This window comes from Kitasatospora sp. NPDC096140 (assembly GCF_040303045.1).
In the GTDB taxonomy this organism is placed as follows: Bacteria; Actinomycetota; Actinomycetes; order Streptomycetales; family Streptomycetaceae; genus Kitasatospora.
The window spans coordinates 322,192-339,458 of the sequence record NZ_JBEOUW010000001.1; the positions used below are offsets into that span (position 1 = coordinate 322,192).

15 protein-coding genes are annotated in these 17,267 nt (G+C 73.3%); 9 read left to right on the forward strand and 6 right to left on the reverse strand.

Going from position 1 to position 17,267, the window contains the following annotated elements; genetic code table 11:
* The first annotated feature begins 75 nt into the window (after nt 1-75).
* A complete protein-coding gene (locus tag ABT048_RS01375) occupies nt 76-2,400 on the forward strand; it encodes an FdhF/YdeP family oxidoreductase (RefSeq protein WP_350519208.1) in 2,325 nt (774 codons plus the stop codon).
* Between the two features lie 6 nt (nt 2,401-2,406).
* On the opposite strand, the gene ABT048_RS01380 is transcribed toward ABT048_RS01375, so the two are convergent.
* Nucleotides 2,407-3,708: a YhgE/Pip domain-containing protein gene (locus tag ABT048_RS01380; protein WP_350519209.1), complete on the reverse strand. Its 1,302-nt coding sequence runs from the start codon at nt 3,706-3,708 to the stop codon at nt 2,407-2,409.
* A gap of 732 nt (nt 3,709-4,440) precedes the next feature.
* On the opposite strand from ABT048_RS01380, the gene ABT048_RS01385 reads away from it, so the two are divergent.
* From ABT048_RS01385 to ABT048_RS01410, 6 genes are all read left to right on the forward strand, one after another.
* Nucleotides 4,441-6,117: an NRAMP family divalent metal transporter gene (locus ABT048_RS01385; protein WP_350519210.1), complete on the forward strand. Its 1,677-nt coding sequence runs from the start codon at nt 4,441-4,443 to the stop codon at nt 6,115-6,117.
* A 140-nt stretch (nt 6,118-6,257) separates the two neighbouring features.
* A complete protein-coding gene (locus ABT048_RS01390) occupies nt 6,258-6,542 on the forward strand; it encodes a hypothetical protein (protein WP_350519211.1) in 285 nt (94 codons plus the stop codon).
* Nucleotides 6,543-6,603: 61 nt separating this feature from the next.
* Entirely contained in the window at nt 6,604-7,029 is a 426-nt protein-coding gene (locus tag ABT048_RS01395; protein WP_350519212.1) for a winged helix-turn-helix domain-containing protein, read from the forward strand.
* Between the two features lie 75 nt (nt 7,030-7,104).
* Nucleotides 7,105-7,668: a hypothetical protein gene (locus ABT048_RS01400; protein WP_350519213.1), complete on the forward strand. Its 564-nt coding sequence runs from the start codon at nt 7,105-7,107 to the stop codon at nt 7,666-7,668.
* 242 nt (nt 7,669-7,910) lie between these two features.
* Nucleotides 7,911-9,650 carry an ABC transporter permease gene (locus ABT048_RS01405; RefSeq protein ID WP_350519214.1) on the forward strand — a complete coding sequence of 580 codons (1,740 nt, stop codon included), beginning with the start codon at nt 7,911-7,913 and terminating at the stop codon, nt 9,648-9,650.
* 16 nt (nt 9,651-9,666) lie between these two features.
* A complete protein-coding gene (locus ABT048_RS01410) occupies nt 9,667-11,157 on the forward strand; it encodes an ABC transporter ATP-binding protein (protein ID WP_350519215.1) in 1,491 nt (496 codons plus the stop codon).
* Nucleotides 11,158-11,165: 8 nt separating this feature from the next.
* Here ABT048_RS01410 and ABT048_RS01415 read toward each other — a convergent pair whose 3' ends face one another.
* The 5 genes from ABT048_RS01415 to ABT048_RS01435 all read right to left on the reverse strand — a co-directional run bounded on the left by ABT048_RS01415 (nt 11,166) and on the right by ABT048_RS01435 (nt 14,452).
* A complete protein-coding gene (locus ABT048_RS01415) occupies nt 11,166-11,594 on the reverse strand; it encodes an ArsR/SmtB family transcription factor (protein ID WP_350519216.1) in 429 nt (142 codons plus the stop codon).
* 97 nt (nt 11,595-11,691) lie between these two features.
* Nucleotides 11,692-12,144, reverse strand: coding sequence for a protease inhibitor I42 family protein (locus ABT048_RS01420; protein WP_350519217.1), 453 nt, complete (start codon nt 12,142-12,144; stop codon nt 11,692-11,694).
* Nucleotides 12,141-12,512 (reverse strand): hypothetical protein, encoded by a 372-nt coding sequence (locus ABT048_RS01425; protein WP_350519218.1) that lies wholly within the window; start codon nt 12,510-12,512, stop codon nt 12,141-12,143. The genes ABT048_RS01420 and ABT048_RS01425 overlap by 4 nt, the downstream gene beginning before the upstream one ends.
* 29 nt (nt 12,513-12,541) lie before the next feature.
* Entirely contained in the window at nt 12,542-14,128 is a 1,587-nt protein-coding gene (locus ABT048_RS01430; RefSeq protein ID WP_350519219.1) for a cysteine peptidase family C39 domain-containing protein, read from the reverse strand.
* 3 nt (nt 14,129-14,131) lie between these two features.
* On the reverse strand, nt 14,132-14,452 hold the full coding sequence (locus ABT048_RS01435) for a type VII secretion target (RefSeq protein ID WP_350519220.1): 321 nt from the start codon (nt 14,450-14,452) through the stop codon (nt 14,132-14,134).
* 480 nt (nt 14,453-14,932) lie between these two features.
* On the opposite strand from ABT048_RS01435, the gene ABT048_RS01440 reads away from it, so the two are divergent.
* On the forward strand, nt 14,933-15,712 hold the full coding sequence (locus ABT048_RS01440; protein WP_350519221.1) for a DUF4232 domain-containing protein: 780 nt from the start codon (nt 14,933-14,935) through the stop codon (nt 15,710-15,712).
* A 110-nt stretch (nt 15,713-15,822) separates the two neighbouring features.
* Nucleotides 15,823-17,250 (forward strand): helix-turn-helix domain-containing protein, encoded by a 1,428-nt coding sequence (locus ABT048_RS01445; RefSeq protein ID WP_350519222.1) that lies wholly within the window; start codon nt 15,823-15,825, stop codon nt 17,248-17,250.
* Nucleotides 17,251-17,267 lie beyond the last annotated feature (17 nt).

Sequence of the window (17,267 nt, forward strand, 5' to 3'; positions counted from 1 at the left end):
GAGCCGCGGGCCCGGGCGAGTGCCGGGTGTCCGCCGAGCCGCGGGCCCCGACCCGAGCGACGGAAGGCCAGTGCCGTGACCACCTCCGACGACGCCGTGACGTCCACCGGCGAGCCCGAGCGGGAACCCGACGTCGGCCCCTCCCCCGCCGGGCCGCCTTCGTTCGCGCCGTACCACCACCCCGCCGCGGGCTGGGGCGCGGCCAAGAGCGTGACGCGCTTCCTGGCGCGCGAGGGCGCCTACCTGGACGGGCCGCGGGCGGTCAAGCGGATGAACCACGAGGACGGCGGCTTCGACTGCCCCGGCTGCGCCTGGCCCGACGACACCAAGGGCCTGCACCTGGACATCTGCGAGAACGGCATCAAGCACGTCACCTGGGAGATGACCCGCAAGCGGGTCGGCCGCGACTTCTTCGCCGCCCACTCGGTGACCGAGCTGTCCGGGTGGAGCGACTTCGCGCTGGAGGACCAGGGCCGGCTCACCGAGCCGATGGTCTACGACGCCGCCACCGACCACTACGTGCCGATCGGCTGGAAGGACGCCTTCGAGCTCGTCGGCCGGACGCTGCGCGGGCTGGACGACCCGAACCGGGCCGCGTTCTACACCTCCGGCCGGCTCGGCAACGAGGCGACCTTCCTCTACCAGCTGATGGCCCGCGAACTGGGCACCAACAACCTGCCCGACTGCTCCAACATGTGCCACGAGGCCAGCGGACGGGCCCTGCAGGCCTCGCTCGGCACCGGGAAGGGCACGGTCGACCTCAAGGACTGGGAGGTCACCGACGCGCTGTTCATCCTGGGCGTCAACGCCGCCTCCAACGCGCCCCGGATGCTCACCTCGCTGGCCGAGGCGTACGCGCGCGGCGCGCAGATCGTGCACGTCAACCCGCTGGTCGAGGCGGCGGCGACCCGCACGATCATCCCGCACGACTTCACGGACATGGCGCTGAACAAGGCCACCCGCACCAGCACGCTGAACCTCCAGCCGCGCATCGGCGGCGACATGGCGCTGCTGCGCGGCATCGCGAAGGCCGTCCTGGAGCAGTCCGCGACCGACGACAAGGCGCTGGACCGGCTGTTCATCGACCGCCACACCAGCGGCTTCGAGGCCTACCGGCAGGTCTGCGAGTCCACGCCGTGGGAGGAGATCGAGCGGCAGAGCGGGCTCGACCGGGCCGGGATCCTCAAGGCCGCACGGATCTACCGCGACGCCGACCGCTCGATCTTCAGCTGGTGCCTGGGCGTCACCCAGCACGAGCACGGCGTGGACACCGTCCGGGAGATCGTCAACCTTCTGCTGCTGCGCGGCAACCTCGGCCGCGAGGGCGCCGGCCCCTCCCCCGTGCGCGGGCACAGCAACGTCCAGGGCAACCGCACCTGCGGCATCGACCACCGGCCGGCCGGGGAGTTCCTGGACCGGCTCGCCGAGGTGTGCGGGATCGAACCGCCGCGCGCGCACGGGCTGGACACCGTCGGCACCATCGAGGCGATGCGGCGCGGCGCGGTCACGGTGTTCGTCGGCATGGGCGGGAACTTCGCGCTCGCCGCGCCGGACACCCCCTGCACCCACGAGGCCCTGGGCAGGTGCGAACTGACCGTCCAGGTGAGCACCAAGCTGAACCGCAGCCACCTGGTGCACGGCCGGGCGGCGCTGATCCTGCCCTGTCTGGGCCGCACCGAGAGGGACCACCAGCGCGGCGGGGTGCAGTCCAGCTCGGTCGAGGACTCCATGAGCATGGTTCATCTCTCGGTGGGCATGAAGAAACCCGCCTCATCACACCTGCTGTCCGAGCCCGCGATCATCGCCGGAATGGCCCGCGCCGCCCTGCCGGACAGCCCCACCCCGTGGGAGTGGTACATCGAGGACTACGACCGGATCCGTGACACCATGGCGCAGGTCCTGGACGGATTCGAGGACTTCAACCGCCGGGTGCGGCTGCCGCTGGGCTTCCGGATCAAGCAGCCGGCCCGCGAACTCGTCTTCCTGACCGCGTCCGGCAAGGCCGAGTTCTCCGCCGCCCCGCTGCCCGACGTCGTGCCCGGGCCCGGCACGCTGGCGCTCGGCACGATGCGCTCGCACGACCAGTGGAACACCACCATCTACTCGGACGACGACCGCTACCGGGGCGTCAGGAACCTGCGCACCCTGGTCTTCCTCAACAGGGACGACATGCGCGAGCGCGGCATCGCCGAGTTCGACCGGGTGGGCGTCACCAGCACCGCCCGGGACGGCAGCACCCGTTCGGTGACCGGCTACCTGGCCGTCCCGTACGACATCCCGCGCGGCTGCGCGGCCGGGTACATGCCGGAGATGAACGTGCTCTGCGCGCTCGGCGACCACAGCACGCAGAGCGACCAGCCGATCATGAAGCACCTCAGGGTGACGGTCACGAAGTCCTGAGCGCGCTCAGTCGGTCGGCTGGGGCGTCCAGCGGTGCAGGCCCTTGCGGTCGTAGTAGCGCGTCATCCCGAAGCCGAACAGCAGGGCCAGGGCCACGCCGATCGCGATCATGACCCAGCCGCGGGTCAGGCCCGCGTCGCCCCGGGCGTCGAAGAACAGGATCGCCCGGATGCCGTCGCTCAGCTGGCGCATCGGCTCGAAGACGCCCAGGAAGCGGTAGAAGCCCGGCACCGCCTGCAGCGGGACGGTCGCGCCGGAGGAGGGCAGGGCCAGCGCGATGAAGACGAACATCGACACCAGCTGCCCGATCCCGCCGAACGCGGCGTTGATCGCCTGCACCCCGAGGCCGACCGCGAGACTGGCGCAGTAGGCGAAGAGCCAGAGCATCGGCTGGTGCGGGGCGTCCATGCCGAGGATGCCGACCGTGCAGAGCAGCACCAGCGACGTGGTGATCAGCATGATCCCGGCCGTCATGACCATCTTGAGCAGCAGCGTCTGGGTGCGGTCGATCGGGACGGTCGGGCGGCGGGTGTGCCAGGGGCCGATCTCGCTGTCGCTGTAGCCGAGCGCGCCGTCGACCCCGCTGTGGATGATGTTGCCGCCGATGAACCCGGTCAGGACGGCCAGCAGGGTGTAGTAGAAGGCGCTCAGGCCGAGTCCGCTGTGGCCGCCGATCGGGTGGCCGACCTGGGTGGCGACGGCGATCGGGTCGGCGAGCAGCAGGCGTGCGGTGGACCCGGTGTCCGGGCCCGGGGCGGGTGCGGGCGGGACGGCGGCGAGCAGGTCCCGGCCGGCCGCCTGGGAGGCCTGGTGGACGGCGTTCTGGGAGATCTGCGCGGCGATCGAGGAGCCGAGGCTGCCCATGCCGGGGTTGGTCAGCACGGTCACCGTCGGCCGCTGGGTGGCGCCGCCGGTGACCAGCGCGGTGACGGTGGCGGTGAAGTCCTCGGGGATGACCAGCGCGCCGTAGACCTTGCCCGAGGCGAGCTGCTCGCGCAGCGCGGCCTCGTCCACCTGCCGCCACTCGACGGTGCTGTCGGGCGTGCCCGCGACGATCGCCGCGGCCATCCGGGTGCCGAGGTTCTGCGGCTGTCCGGGCGGCGGCGCGCCCCGGTCCGCGTTCACCAGGGCGATGGGCAGGCGGTGCAGGTGCCCGGTCGGGTTCACGATGCCGCCCATGTAGAGCAGCGAGAGGACGACGGCCAGCAGGCCGCACAGGACGGTGGGGAAGAGCCACAGCTTCGGGTGCCGGGCGAGTGCCAGCGCCCGGGCCTGCCGGGGGGCCTCCTCGGAGCCTGCGGTCGCCATGCCTGCCACCCCTCGGTTCCGGGCACGGCCTGGTGCCGCTGCCGGTACGGCGGGAAGTCGTTCCGTGGCGACCGGACGGCCAAACCCGGGGCCACCCGGGTGGGCGCACCCGGAGGCAGAAGGTAAAGGTTCTACCAAGTACGCAAGTATCGGCCTCCGCCGGGGCTAAGCTCTGACGAGTTGGGGTGAACCGGTGGTCGCGTCGCGCGGACCGGTGAACTCCTTGCCGCGTCGATGACTCGCACCACGGGGTGCGCCGGCCGGGAGGAGGCGAGAGACATGGAATGCAGTAGTCCGGGCCACAGTTGCCCCTGCCCCCGCTTGCCCTCGTTCACCTCCGGCACGCGGTAACGACCTTCCCTGCTCGTCGCTCCGGCGACGCATCGACTCAGCACGCGGCTTCGCCATGCCCGGATGCGCCATGAGGTGCACTCATGGGACGGCTCATGAGACCTCCTCATGGCCCGGCTCATGAGGCGCGCTCATGGCCGCGGCCCATGAGACCTGCTCATGGGTTCGTCCATGAGGTGCACTCATGGGCGAGCTCATGAGCCTGCCTCATGAGACTGCTTCACGGGCCCGCTCATGAGCTTCCCTCATGGGCCTGCCTGCCCATGAGGCTTCCTCATGGGCCCGCACCGCCGCGCGCCGATGCGCCGCGCCCGCCTGCAGGGAATCACCGCCGCGCGCCTCCGGCCCGCCCCGCCCACGCGGGGCCCACAGGAGGAACTCATGACCACGACCACCCGCACCACGACCGGTCCCGCCACCCACGACTCCGGCACCCCGGTGCCCGCACCGCGTCCGGCCGTCCTGGACGACGCCCACGTCGGCGACATCAAGGGCGCGTTCGGCACCATCCGCCTCGATGACGCCGCCCCCCGCCAGGGGCTCTCCGCCCGGCTGAAGACCCTGCTCGCGATCGTCGGCCCCGGGCTGATCGTGATGGTCGGCGACAACGACGCCGGCGCGTTCTCGACGTACGGCCAGGCGGGGCAGAACTACGGCACCCAGCTGCTGTGGACGCTGCTGATGCTGGTCCCGGTGCTGTACGTGAACCAGGAGATGGTGCTGCGCCTGGGCGCCGTCACCGGCGTCGGGCACGCCCGGCTGATCCTGGAACGGTTCGGGAGGTTCTGGGGCGCGTTCAGCGTGATCGACCTGTTCCTGCTGAACGCGCTGACGCTGGTGACGGAGTTCATCGGCGTCACCCTCGCCGCCGGCTACCTGGGCCTGCCGAAGGCGGCCGCCGTGGTGCTGGCCGCGGCGGTCATCATCGCGTCCGCGTTCACCGGGTCGTTCCGGCGCTTCGAGCGGGTCGCGGTGACACTGTGCGTGGGCTCGCTGCTGCTGGTGCCGATCTACTTCCTGGTCCACCCGAGGACCTCGCAGATGGCGCACGACTTCGTGACGCCCGCCGTGCCCGGCGGCGCGGGGCAGTTGGCCGCCGTGATGCTGGTGATCATCTCGATCGTCGGCACCACCGTCGCCCCCTGGCAGCTGTTCTTCCAGCAGTCGTACGTCATCGACAAGCGGATCACCCCGCGCTTCATGAGGTACGAGAAGGCCGACCTGTGGATCGGCATCGTGATCGTGATCGTCGGCGCGGCCGCCATGATGGGCATCACCGCCGCCGCCTTCGCCGGCACCGACGGCTTCGGGCAGTTCTCCGACGCGGCCGCCGTCGCCAGGGGCATCGAGGCGAAGGCCGGCCACCTCGCCGGCGTGCTGTTCGCGATCGCGCTGCTGGACGCCTCCGTCATCGGCGCGTTCGCCGTCTCCCTGTCCACCGCGTACGCGATCGGCGACGTGTTCGGCATCAAGCACTCGCTGCACCGCGGGGTGAAGGGAGCCAAGGGCTTCTACGGGATCTACGCGGGCCTGGTGGTCACGGCGGCCGCGATCACCCTGCTGTCCACCGACCACACCCAGGGCCTGATGACGCAGTTCGTGCAGGTGCTGGCCGGGGTGCTGCTGCCCTCCGCGACCGTCTTCCTGCTCCTGCTCTGCAACGACCGCGCGGTGCTCGGGCCGTGGGTCAACGGGCCCAGGACCAACGCCTTCACCTCGGCCGTGGTCGGCGTCCTGGTGACGCTCTCGATGATCCTCACCGCGGCCGTCGTCTGGCCCGGCATCAGCTCCGGGGCGATCCTGTGGATCATGACGGGCTGCGGCGTCGCGGGCGTCCTGGTCGCCGGGTACTCCTTCACCGCCGGTCGCACCGCCACCAAGGAGGACCCCGTCGACCGCACCGACCGGGAGAACTGGCGGATGCCCCCGCTGGAGACCCTCGACAAGCCGGTCATGTCCACCGCCCGCAAGGTCGGCATGGGCGCCCTGCGCACCTACCTGCTGGTGGCGATGGCGATGGTCATCGTCAAGATCATCCAGACCGCGCTCAGCCACTGACCCGCCGCTCCGGGCCCGCGGGGCGCGCCCACGCACACGCGCGCCCCCTGCCCCGCCCCGCCCGTACCCACTTGCCCGTGTCCGCGTGTCCCCTTGTCCTCTGCCCACTGCCCCCTGCCCCGTCACGGAGGTGACCTGCCATGACCATCGTCGCCGTTCTCCGGCCCACCCGGCCCACCCGGCCGTCCACCGACCGGGGCCGCCGACGCGCCGGGCTCACCGCCCTCGGAGCCCTCGCCGCTCTCACCGCCGTCCGCCGACGGCTGGCGGCGAGTCCGCTGGACAGCACCGTCCTGCACGCCGTCGGGGCGCCGTCCGCCGCCCCGACGCGCGGCCGCACGGGCGGGCTGCAGGCCCGCTGGCGGACCACCACCGCCCCGGACGGAACCACGCGGCTGGAAGCCACCTGGCACCCCGCCCGCTGACCGCCCACGCCACCCCGCCCCGGCCCCACCCCGACCCCAACCCACCGAGGGAGCATTCACCATGGCCGTGCGCCACCCCAGGCTCGACGCTGTCTTCTCCGATCACCCCGCCCCCGTTCCCACCCCCGTCACCACCCTCGTCCCCGCCCCCGTCGCGGCCCCCGCCGCCGCCCCCATCGCCCCCACCGCCACCGGCCTGGTGGTGGACACCGAGCAGCGGACCGTCACCGTCGACGGCAACCGGCTCACGCTGCCCCACCTGGAGTTCGAACTGCTCGCCCACCTGGTCGGCAATCCCCGGCGGGTGCACTCCCGCAGCCAGCTGATGGAGACGGTCTGGGGCCGCCCGGACACCGGCACCAGCCGGACCGTCGCCACCCACATCGCCCGGATCCGCCGCAAGCTCGGCCCCGGGCACCGGCAGGCGATCGCCACCGTCCGCGAGATCGGCTACACGTACGACCCCCGGCGGGCCCACGTCGGCTGAAACGGCCGGCTCGCCCGCCGGCCAGCCTGCCCGCCGGCCCGCCCGCTCCCGGCACCACCGAAGGAGGACCCCGCCATGGCCCGAACCGTTCAGCTCGCCCGGATCGTCCCGCTCCCCCGGAGCGCCCACTCCTCCCGGTCCGGCCGGGCGACCGCGCTGGGCGGGGTCCTCCTCCTGCTCTCCCTCCACGGCCTCGCCGTCGGCCTCGCGCCCGGCCCGCTGCGGCTGTTCCTGTCCGGGGCGCTCATCGGCTCCTCGGTCGCCGGGCTGCTGCTCGCCCTGCTGCTGGCCACCAGCCGGCAGCGGGCGGGCGCGACCCGAACGGCGACCGACCCGACCGCCCCGACCGACCCGAGGCACCGGCGGGGCGCGTGGCCCGCACGGGCCACGAGGCGCCCGCCGGGCGAGGACGACACGCAGTGGTTCAACGCCCGCTCCCTGGAGGGCTTCCCGATGGAGCAGGTCCGCCCGCTCCTGCTCGCCCCCGGTGCCCCGGGCCTGAACCGGCTCTACACCGCCTGGATGTTCGCCACCCACGGCCACGACCCGCAGTGGATCGCCCACCACCTGGACCTGCCGGCCCGGACCGCCAGGCTGCTGGTCAGCGCGGCCCGGGACCGGCCCTCACCCCGGACGTAGGGGTCCATTTGCACACGGACGTCCGAACGGAGCAGACTGCCGGGGTTTGCGCCGGAGGTACCGCCATGCCCTTGTCGAAGCCCGCCCCGGGCACGCCCCCGGGACCGGGCCCGTTCCCGGACACGCCCACGGCCCCGCCCACGCCTCAGCCCACACCCGCGCCCCCCGCCCGGTCCCGGATCCTGCCCCGCCGTCCGCGGTCCTCCTCCCGCGCGGCCCGCCGCCCCGGCCGGGGGCTGTGGGTGGACGTGGTGGTCGCGGCTGCCGTCCTGGTCCTGCTCTACCTCGGGCTGAGGCTCGGCCGGGACACCACCGTCCGGTTCGCCACCGCCCGGGACGCCGTCGTCGACACCGACCCCGCCCGGCTGCCGTACGACGCGGCCCGCACCCTGCTGCGGATGTTCGCCGCGCTCGCCGTCTCGATCGTCTTCACCTTCGGCTACGCCTACGCCGCCGCCCGCAGCCGACGTCTGGAACGCGTGCTGATCCCGGCGCTGGACATCCTCCAGTCGGTCCCGGTGCTCGCCTTCCTGACCGTCGCGGTGACCGGCTTCCTCGCCCTCTTCCCCGGCTCGATGCTGGGCCTCGAATGCGCGGCCGTGTTCGCCATCTTCACGTCGCAGGCGTGGAACATGACCTTCGCCTTCTACCACTCCCTCGTCTCCCTGCCCCGTGAACTCGACGAGCTGTCACGCTCGTTCGGGTTCAGCCGGTGGATGCGGTTCTGGAAGGTCGAGCTGCCCTCCGGCATGATCGGCCTGGTCTGGAACGGCATGCTGAGCTTCGGCGGCGGCTGGTTCTTCCTGGTCGCCGCCGAGGCGATCAGCGTCGACAACCAGCGGTACGCGCTGCCCGGGGTCGGCTCGTACGCGGGCGCGGCCGTCGCCGCAGGGGACCTCGGCCGGGTCGGCTGGGCGATCGCCACCATGGTCGTCCTGGTGGTCGGCGTGAACTTCCTCTTCTGGCGGCCGCTCACCGCCTGGGCCGAACGTTTCCGCAACGAGCAGTCCGAGGCCACCGAGGCCCAGCGCTCCGTGGTCCTCGACCTGCTGCGCCGCTCGCACCTGCCCGCACTGCTCGGCCGGGCGCTGCGGCCCGTCGGACGGGCGCTGAACCGGGCCGGGCGGCTGTTCGGCACCGACGGCCACCCGTCGGCCGGCCACCCCACACACCCCGGCCACGCCACACACTCCGCATACCCCGGCAATCCCGCCCACCCCGGCCACCACGCCCGCCGACAACGGACCGGGGACATGGTCTTCGCCCTCGTCGCGGGTGGCATCGTGCTCTGGGGCCTGGTCGACCTCGGCCGCTACCTCGCCGACCGCACCGGCCTCGGCGTGTTCGGCGAACCGCTGCTGCTCGGACTGGCCACCCTCGCCCGGGTCGTCGTCCTGGTCGCGGTGGCCACCGTCGTCTGGGTGCCGATCGGCGTGAAGATCGGCTTCTCGCCCCGGCTGACCAGGATCGCCCAGCCCTTGGTCCAGGTGCTGGCGAGCTTCCCCGCCAACTTCCTCTTCCCGCTGGCGGTGTGGCTGCTGCTGCGCACCGGGGTGTCGATCGACCTCGGCGGCATCCTGCTGATGGCCCTCGGCGCCCAGTGGTACGTCCTCTTCAACGCCATCGCCGGAGCCATGGCCATCCCCACCGACCTGCGCGAGGCCATGGACGACCTCGGCGTGCGCGGTTGGCAGCGCTGGCGGCGGCTGATCATCCCCGGCGTCTTCCCGGCGTACGTCACCGGCGGCATCACCGCCTCCGGCGGCGCCTGGAACGCCTCCATCGTCTCCGAGGTGGTCACCTTCGGCGGCACCACGCTCACCGCCACCGGTCTCGGCGCGTACATCGCCCGGGCCACCGAGCGCGGCGACCACCCGCACCTGCTCGCCGGCGTGGCCGTGATGAGCCTGTACGTCGTCGCCCTCAACCGCCTGTTCTGGCGCCGGCTGTACCGGCTGGCCGAACGCCGCTACTCGCTCTAGTCCGGAGTCCCCGCCGATGCGCTTCCCCTTCTCCCGTGCCGCCGCGCCCACGGCTCCCCCGGCCGTTCCCGCCTCGTCCCTTCCGGCCGCGCCCCTTCCCGCCGCGGCCGCCGAGGAGGACGAGGTCCTGCTGGAGACCATCGGCCTGACCAAGTCCTACGCCGGGGCCGACGGCGAACTGCCGGTGCTCTCCGGCATCGACCTCACCGTCCGGGCGGGCGAGATCGTCGCGCTGCTCGGCCGCTCCGGCTCCGGCAAGTCCACCCTGCTGCGCTGCCTGGCCGGCCTCCTGCCGCCCGGCTCCGGCACCGTGCGCTACCGCGGCACCCCGCTCACCGGCGCCAACCCCGGCACCGCGCTGGTCTTCCAGACCTTCGCCCTCCTGCCCTGGCTGACCGTCCGGCAGAACGTCGAGCTCGGCCTGGAGGCCCGCGGGGTGGCGCCCCGCGAGCGCGCCCGGGCCGCCGCCCAGGCCATCGACCTGATCGGCCTGACCGGCTTCGAGTCCGCGCACCCCCGGGAGCTGTCCGGCGGCATGCGCCAACGGGTGGGCTTCGCCCGGGCCCTGGTCGTCGAGCCCGACGTGCTGCTGATGGACGAGCCGTTCTCCGCACTCGACGTGCTCACCGCCGAGCACCTGCGCGGCGAGCTGCTGGAACTGTGGGACTCCGGCCAGTTCCCCACCCGGGCCGTCGTGCTGGTCACCCACAACATCGAGGAGGCGGTGCTGATGGCCGACCGCATCGTCGTCCTCGGCTCCCGCCCGTACGGCACCATCCGGGAGACCGTCGAGGTCGGCCCGGAACGGCCGCGCGACCGCGACTCCGCCGCCTTCGCCGAACTGGTCGACCGGGTCTACCGGATCATGACGGGCCGCCCCAAGGACCCCCGCCACGGCGGCCGTTCCGACGACCACGGGACGGGCAGCCGTACGGCGGACCACGGCACCGACCGCCGCACGGCGCACGACGGGACGGACCACCGCACGACGGACGACGAGACGGAACGCCGTACGGTCGCCAACACCCCACTGCCCGCCAGCGGCGTCGACGGGCTCTCCGGCCTCGCCGCGATGATCGCCCACCGCGGCGGGCGCTGCGACCTCGTCGACCTCGCCGACGAACTCGGCCTCGACATCGACGACCTGCTCCCCCAGGTGGACGCCCTCGACCTGCTCGGGCTGGCCGCGATCCACGGCGACGACCTGGTGCTCACCCCGGACGGCGCCGCGTTCGCCGACGCCGACCCCCGGGACGCCCGCGCCGTCTTCGCCGCCGCAGCCCTCGACGTCCCGCTGATCAAGCTGATCGTCAACAGCCTCGGCGACCGGCCGGGGGCCACCGTCCGCACCGGCTTCCTCCGCGACCTGCTCGCCCGCCACCACACCCGCGAGCAGACCGACCGGCAACTGGAGACCGCCACCGACTGGGGGCGCTACGCCGGCCTCTTCGCCTACGACGCCGGGCGGCAGGAGTACCGGCTGGAACCGCCCGCTACGGCCCGCTGAGGAATCGGTCAGCCGGCCTGGCCGGCAGCCGGGCGCCGGCGCACCGCCCGTACGGCGCGGGCGAAGGGCTGCGGCGCGGTCGCCCCGGCCGGGGCCGCGCCGTCGTCGCCACCGTCGCCGCCGTCGCGGCGGGAGGGCAGCTCGTGGGCGATCAGTGCGGCCTCGGTGAGCAGGCCGCGCACCTCGGTGGCCCGGTAGAAGATCCGCGTCCCCTCCCGTCGTGCCACCACCAGCCCCGCCGCCCGCAGCTTCGCCAGGTGCTGGGAGGTCGCCGCCACGTGCGCCCCCAGCAGCTCGGCCAACTCGCTCACCGGCAGTTCCCGCCGGCTCAACGCCCACAGCAACCGGTACCGCGACGGATCCGCCACCGCCTTCAACACCGCGACGGCCCGCTCCGCCGCCTCGGCGTCCCAGGCCTCCTGTTCCGCACCACCCATACACCGATCGTACCGACGCCGTCCCGCCCCACCCACGGCCGACCTCCGTCCCGCCCCGGCCCGGCGCGGGCCACCCCGGCCCGACGGCGGGGCCGGCTCAGCGCACGTCGACGGTGAAGTGCCGCTCACCCTGGTCGGACTCGCCCGGACGGCCCGCGTGATGGGGATCGTGCAGGGTGATGGTGGCGTGGCCCGGGTTGGGGCCGGCGCGGAAGACGAAGTAGTAGCGGCCGCCGGAGCCCGCCGAGCCGGTGGCGCCGACGAGGTCCCGAAGGCCGACGTTCTTGACGTACTCGTCGCCCACGGTCTGCACGGCGGCGGGGTCGGGCGCCGGGTCGGCGACGGTCCAGACCTGGCCGGTCACCCGGTGGGCGCTGACCTCGACGGAGAACAACTCGCCCGGCTTGACCGCCAGTTCACCGGAGGCCACGGTGAACACCGTGCCGTGGTCGAGCTTGCCGGCGCTCATCCGGTGGACCACCACCGCGCCCGCCACGCCCGCGACGGCCAACAGGGCGACCGCCGCGATCAGGATCCGACGCCAGGTCACGAGGTCGCCTCCCGGTGGGTGACCCGCAGGGCCAGGACGGTGGCCACGGCGTCCAGCCAGCGGGCGACCAGCAGGTCCCCGGTCGGATCGCCGACGACCATCGAGGCGGCCTCCAGCCAGCCGCGGGCCACCGCCGCCGCGGGGCCGGGCAGCGGCTCGGGCAGCGCGGCGGCGTAGCGGGTGCCGCCGGAGCGGACCACCTCGCCGAGGAAGACCAGGGCGCGCGGCAGGACGCCGAGCCGGTCGACGGTGATCGCGGCGGCCACCGCACCGTCCCCGAACAGCGTGGCGCGGTGCGGGCCGGCGGCAGGCAAGCCGAAGCGCAGCAGCACCTCGACGTCCAGCTCGGCGAGATGAGCGTCGCTCATGGGGGGAGGGGTGGTACTCACCTACGGCCTCACTTGGGCATCTGGACGTGGTCGGCGATCGGCATGTTCCCGCCCTGCGCCGCACCCTCCATGTGGTTGTTGATGAAGTCGCTCTCGCTCACCCAGACGGTGTAGCCCCAGGGGTTGTAGATCTCCAGCTGGTCACCGCGGTGCCCGATGATCATCATCTGGTGGCCGTCCGGCCGGAACCAGGTGTCCTCCTTGACCCCGATCGGCACCGGCTTGCCCTGGTCCACCGCCGACTCGACCTGGGCCAGCACGTCCTTGCGCTGCTCCGGGCCCTCCAGGTCGACGGTGTGGTAGCCCGCGCCGGTGTGCTTGCCGATCTCGTCGTTGGCAGCGTCCTTGGACTCCCCGTCGCTCATCCCGTCCTGCCACTCGTCCCACCAGTTCTTGGTGTCGTAGACGCGGTCGGTCTCCTTGAGCCAGCGGTCGTACGCGGCCTTGCCGTTGTCGTACTGCGGATCGCCCGGGTGCCCGCCGGTGGTGAGCTGGAGGGAGAAGAGCGGGTCGACCATCGCCCGGGCGGTGACGGTCGAACCGGCCACGCAGGTCGGCTTGTCGCCCTGGTTCCACGCCACGCCCATGTAGGAGGTGTCCCGCTGGTTCGTGGAGGAGGAGTCGATCTGCACCGGGGACAGGCGCTGGGCCAGCCAGGAGGGGTCGCCGCCGTGCTCGTGGATCTGGTCGTCGAACGCCTTGATCTCGTCGTAGCTGTGCCCGGCGGCCAGCGCCTTCATCAGGTAGGCGCGCTCCTCGGGCGACTTGCTGCCGGCCAGCAGCTGGTCGAAGCGGGCCCGATCGGCGTCGCTCATCTTGTCCATGAACTGGCCGGCCCGGTTCACGTCGTTCGCCGTGAGGATGTTGCCGAACTGGTCGCTGCCGGCGACGGACGCGTCCGCGATGACCAGCTTGTCGGCGGCGCCGAGCCCCTTGTTCTTGAACTTGCCCGCCAGCGCCTTGCCCGCGAGCGCGTTCAGCTCGCGGGCGGCCGCGCGGCCGGCGTCCTCGGCCTTCACCGCCGCGTCGAAGATCGACTTGATGCCGTCCTTCGCCTTGCCGTGCGCGGTGTGCATCTTGTCGTCGTCCCAGTTGAACGGGTCCGGCGCGCCCGAGACGGTGATGTCGTGCAGCAGGCTCAGCGCCTCGCTCAGCGGCGCGTGGCCCTGCCCGTGCAGGGTCTGCGCCTCGCTGAGCGCGGAGGCCAGCGCGTTGAGCTGGTCCCGGCCCTTGCCCAGCATGTCGCGGCAGCGCGTCAGGTCGTCGGCGGAGGCCTTGACCACCTCGGCCGCCTTCTCGCCGACCTGCCCGGTCCAGGCGTCCGGCAGGTGCTCGGCGCTGACCCTCGCCACCTTCATCTGGATGACGTCCAACTGGCTGTTCGCCGTGTTGTACGCGGTGGCGAACTCGCCGAGCTTGCCCGGATCGCCCTTGGGCGCGGCCAGTTGCAGGGCGTCGTGGACGGCGTACTTGAGGTCACCGGCGCCCCACATGCCGTGGGACTCGTCGATGGTCTTCTTCAACCGCTCGGCCTGCTGGCGCTGACTGCCCAGGTCGGCGAACGGGTTGAGCGGGTCGACGCTGTGATCGGGCACCGGTCAGCCCCCCTGCTGCTGGTACTGCTGCTCGACACCGTGATCGGTGTTGGTGTAGTTCGCCGCGGTGGTGTGCACCTTGCCGCCGAGGTCCTTCAGCGCATCCACGTTCACGCCCAGCTCGTCCTGCCAGGCCTGCCAGAACGCCTTGGCCGCGTCGCCCGCGCCGTACTCCCCGAAGGTCCCCTCGCCGGACATGCCCAGCCTGCCCAGCGCGTCCTTCACCGAGCCGACGTCCGTGCTCGCCGTTATCAGCTGGTCGCCCGCGTCCCCGAGCTTGTCCGGGTGGGCACTGAACCCCGCCCCGGCACCGTCGCTGCCCATGACATCTCCCCCGATACCCCGTCATACAGTCCGAAGATCGCCGGACAGCATACCGGCAGTTCCGCCGCCCTCCCTCCCCCGAGCACCGGCTTCCACGGGCAGTCGCACAACCCGCCCGATCTCCCCGGAACGGTCACACGATCAAGAGGATCCCTTGATGCACCGACCGGTTCGCCCGGCCACACGGTCCTTCGGTCGGGCTGCCACGCCGTCAGACCGCCGGGTCACCTGGTCTCCGGGTCTCCGGGCCGGCCCGGTCGTCCCGTCGGGCGGCCCGGCCGGCGTTCCGCGCGGGCGTTCCAGGCTGGTGTCGATGCGCAGGTCAGATGGGGTGGAACCGTTCCAGCGTCCCGGGTTCACGGGGAGGGCTGGCGGGTGGGACGGACGGCGGACCAGGGTGGTGGTCGGCGGCCGGAGGCGATGGCCCCGCCGCCCGGTCCGCTCCTTTCCTTCACCCACCACTGTTACGGGGGAACCTCCATGCCCGTTCGCCGTGCCCTGTTCGTTCCGGCAGCCCTCGCCCTGGGCGCCGCGCTCACCCTGACCGCCTGCCAGTCCGGCGGTGGCACGGGCGATGCGCAGCAGGGTGCCAAGCCCACCCAGGCCGCCACGGCCGGTGCAGCCGGTGCAGCCGGCGCAGCAGGCGGCACCACCGGTGCTCCCGCCGCCCCGGCCGCCAACCCCACCGCCGCGCCCGGCGCGCCCGCCGCGAACGGCACCAAGGCCCGCCCTACGATCCCCGCCGCCAGTTCCTCCCGCGGTGGCGGCGGGGAGGCGGCCGGCGGTGAGGCGTACGCGTACTCGCACCCCTGCGACGCCGCCAAGCTGTCGGTCCGCGTGACCACCCGGGCCGAGGCGCCCGGCCAGCGGGTGATCGAGGTGCACAACCAGGGCACGACGGCCTGCGGCCTGAGCTACTACCCGCAACTGAGCCTCGGGGACTCGCACGCCGCCGACCACGGCCAGGACGTCAGGCCGCTGGTGCCCGGCGGGCTGGGCGGTGCGCCGGCGTACCCGGTGGCGGCCGGTCAGACGGCGTACGCGGTGCTCGACCTCAACCCCGGCGGTGCGGCGGGCGGCGCGGCTTCCGGCATCGACGAGCTGAACGTGCTGGCCGACGGCGACCACATGGCCAACTCCGACACCCACAACTTCCCGCTCGGGAGCGGCGCCAAGGTGGGCAAGCCGAAGCTGGGCCTGTACCGGGGCAGCGTCGCGGAGGCCGCCGCGTCGGCGGCCGGCGCGGACCGGCAGTCCTGACCAGGGCCGTTGTGCTCCCCCTCCTCCGGGCACTCGCCCGCCGAACCGGTACCGTGAGCTGCGGATTCGACGGGATCCGCAGCCGGTTCGGGGTGAGGGGTACGCAGCGCATGAGCGTGGAGACCGACGAGTTCGCGGCGATGCTTCGGGAGCTGAAGGAGCGCTCCGGCCGCAGCTACGGCGTGCTGGCGACCCGGCTGCACGTCAGCACCTCCACGCTGCACCGCTACTGCAACGGTGCCGCCGTTCCGGCCGAGTACGCACCGGTGGAGCGCCTCGCCCGGGTGTGCGGGGCGGGCGACGAGGAGCTCGTCGAGCTGCACCGCCGCTGGATCCTGGCCGACGCGGCCCGCCGCCGGGAGGTGGGCCCGAAGCCGGACGGCGCGAGGACCGAAGGCGCGAAGGCGGACGAGGCGAAGGCGGAAGGCGCGAAGGCGGAAGGCGCGAAGACGGAAGGCGTCGGGACGGAACCGCTGCGCGGACCGGAGTCGGCCTCGGCGCCGAAGGCCGCACGGGAGCCCGCACCAGTCCCCGTACCGGAGCCCGCACCGGTCCCCGCTGCGGCTCCCGCGCCGGGCGGGGAGGTGGAGCCCGTACACCCCGTGACCCCCGCCGCCGAACCCCGCCGCCGAACCCGCACCCGCGTGCTGCTGAGCGCGGCGGCCGTCGCCGCCGTGGCCGTGGTGGTCTCCACCTTCGTCCTGCGCGGCCCCGGAGGCACGCCGGACGCGGCGGGCTCCCCGACGACGACCGCCACCGCCGCCACGGCCGCGCCGGCCGCCTCGTCCGCCGACACCGCGGCCCCCGTGGCGGCCGCCGCACCCACGTCCCCCGCGGGCACCCCCACCGGCGCGCCCTCCCCGACGGACTCCTCCACGGACGCCCCCACTCCCACGGGCACCCCCGAGGACGTCCAGGCCCCCTTCCACGTCAACGTCCTCACCGACAACTGGGGCAGTCCCTGCGGCCAGTGGTTCCTCTCCCCGCGCACGCCCGGCCAGGTGACCCGCCCGCCGGACACCGCCGCGCGCACCGGCAGCTGGGCGGCCGCGCAGCACGCCGTCCCGGCCGGGCACCTGCGGCTGCAGCTGACCGCCCAGGGCACGAGCGCCACGCCGGTGGTCCTGCACGCCGTGTACGTGCACATCGTCAGCACCCAGCCCGCCCCGAAGTGGAACGCCTACACCCCCGGTGCCGGCTGCGGCGGGGGTCTCACCCCGGCGTCGTTCGCGGTGGACCTCGACTCGGCCGCACCGCACGCGGTCCCCGCCCCCGGCTCGGAGGGCGCGAAGAAGCTCCCCGTCACGGACTTCCCCTACCGGGTCTCGGACACCGACCCGCAGGTGATCGACGTGGACGCCACCACCCGTTCCCAGGACGTCTCGTGGTACCTGGACCTGGTGTGGAGCAGCGGGGACCGCCAGGGCACCCTCACCGTGAACGACAACGGACGCCCGTTCCGCACCGCGGGCCTCCACGGCGCGCCGAGCTACTTCCACAACGGCACCGCCTGGGCACCGAGCCCCGCCGAGGACTGAGCGCCTCGGCGGGGCCG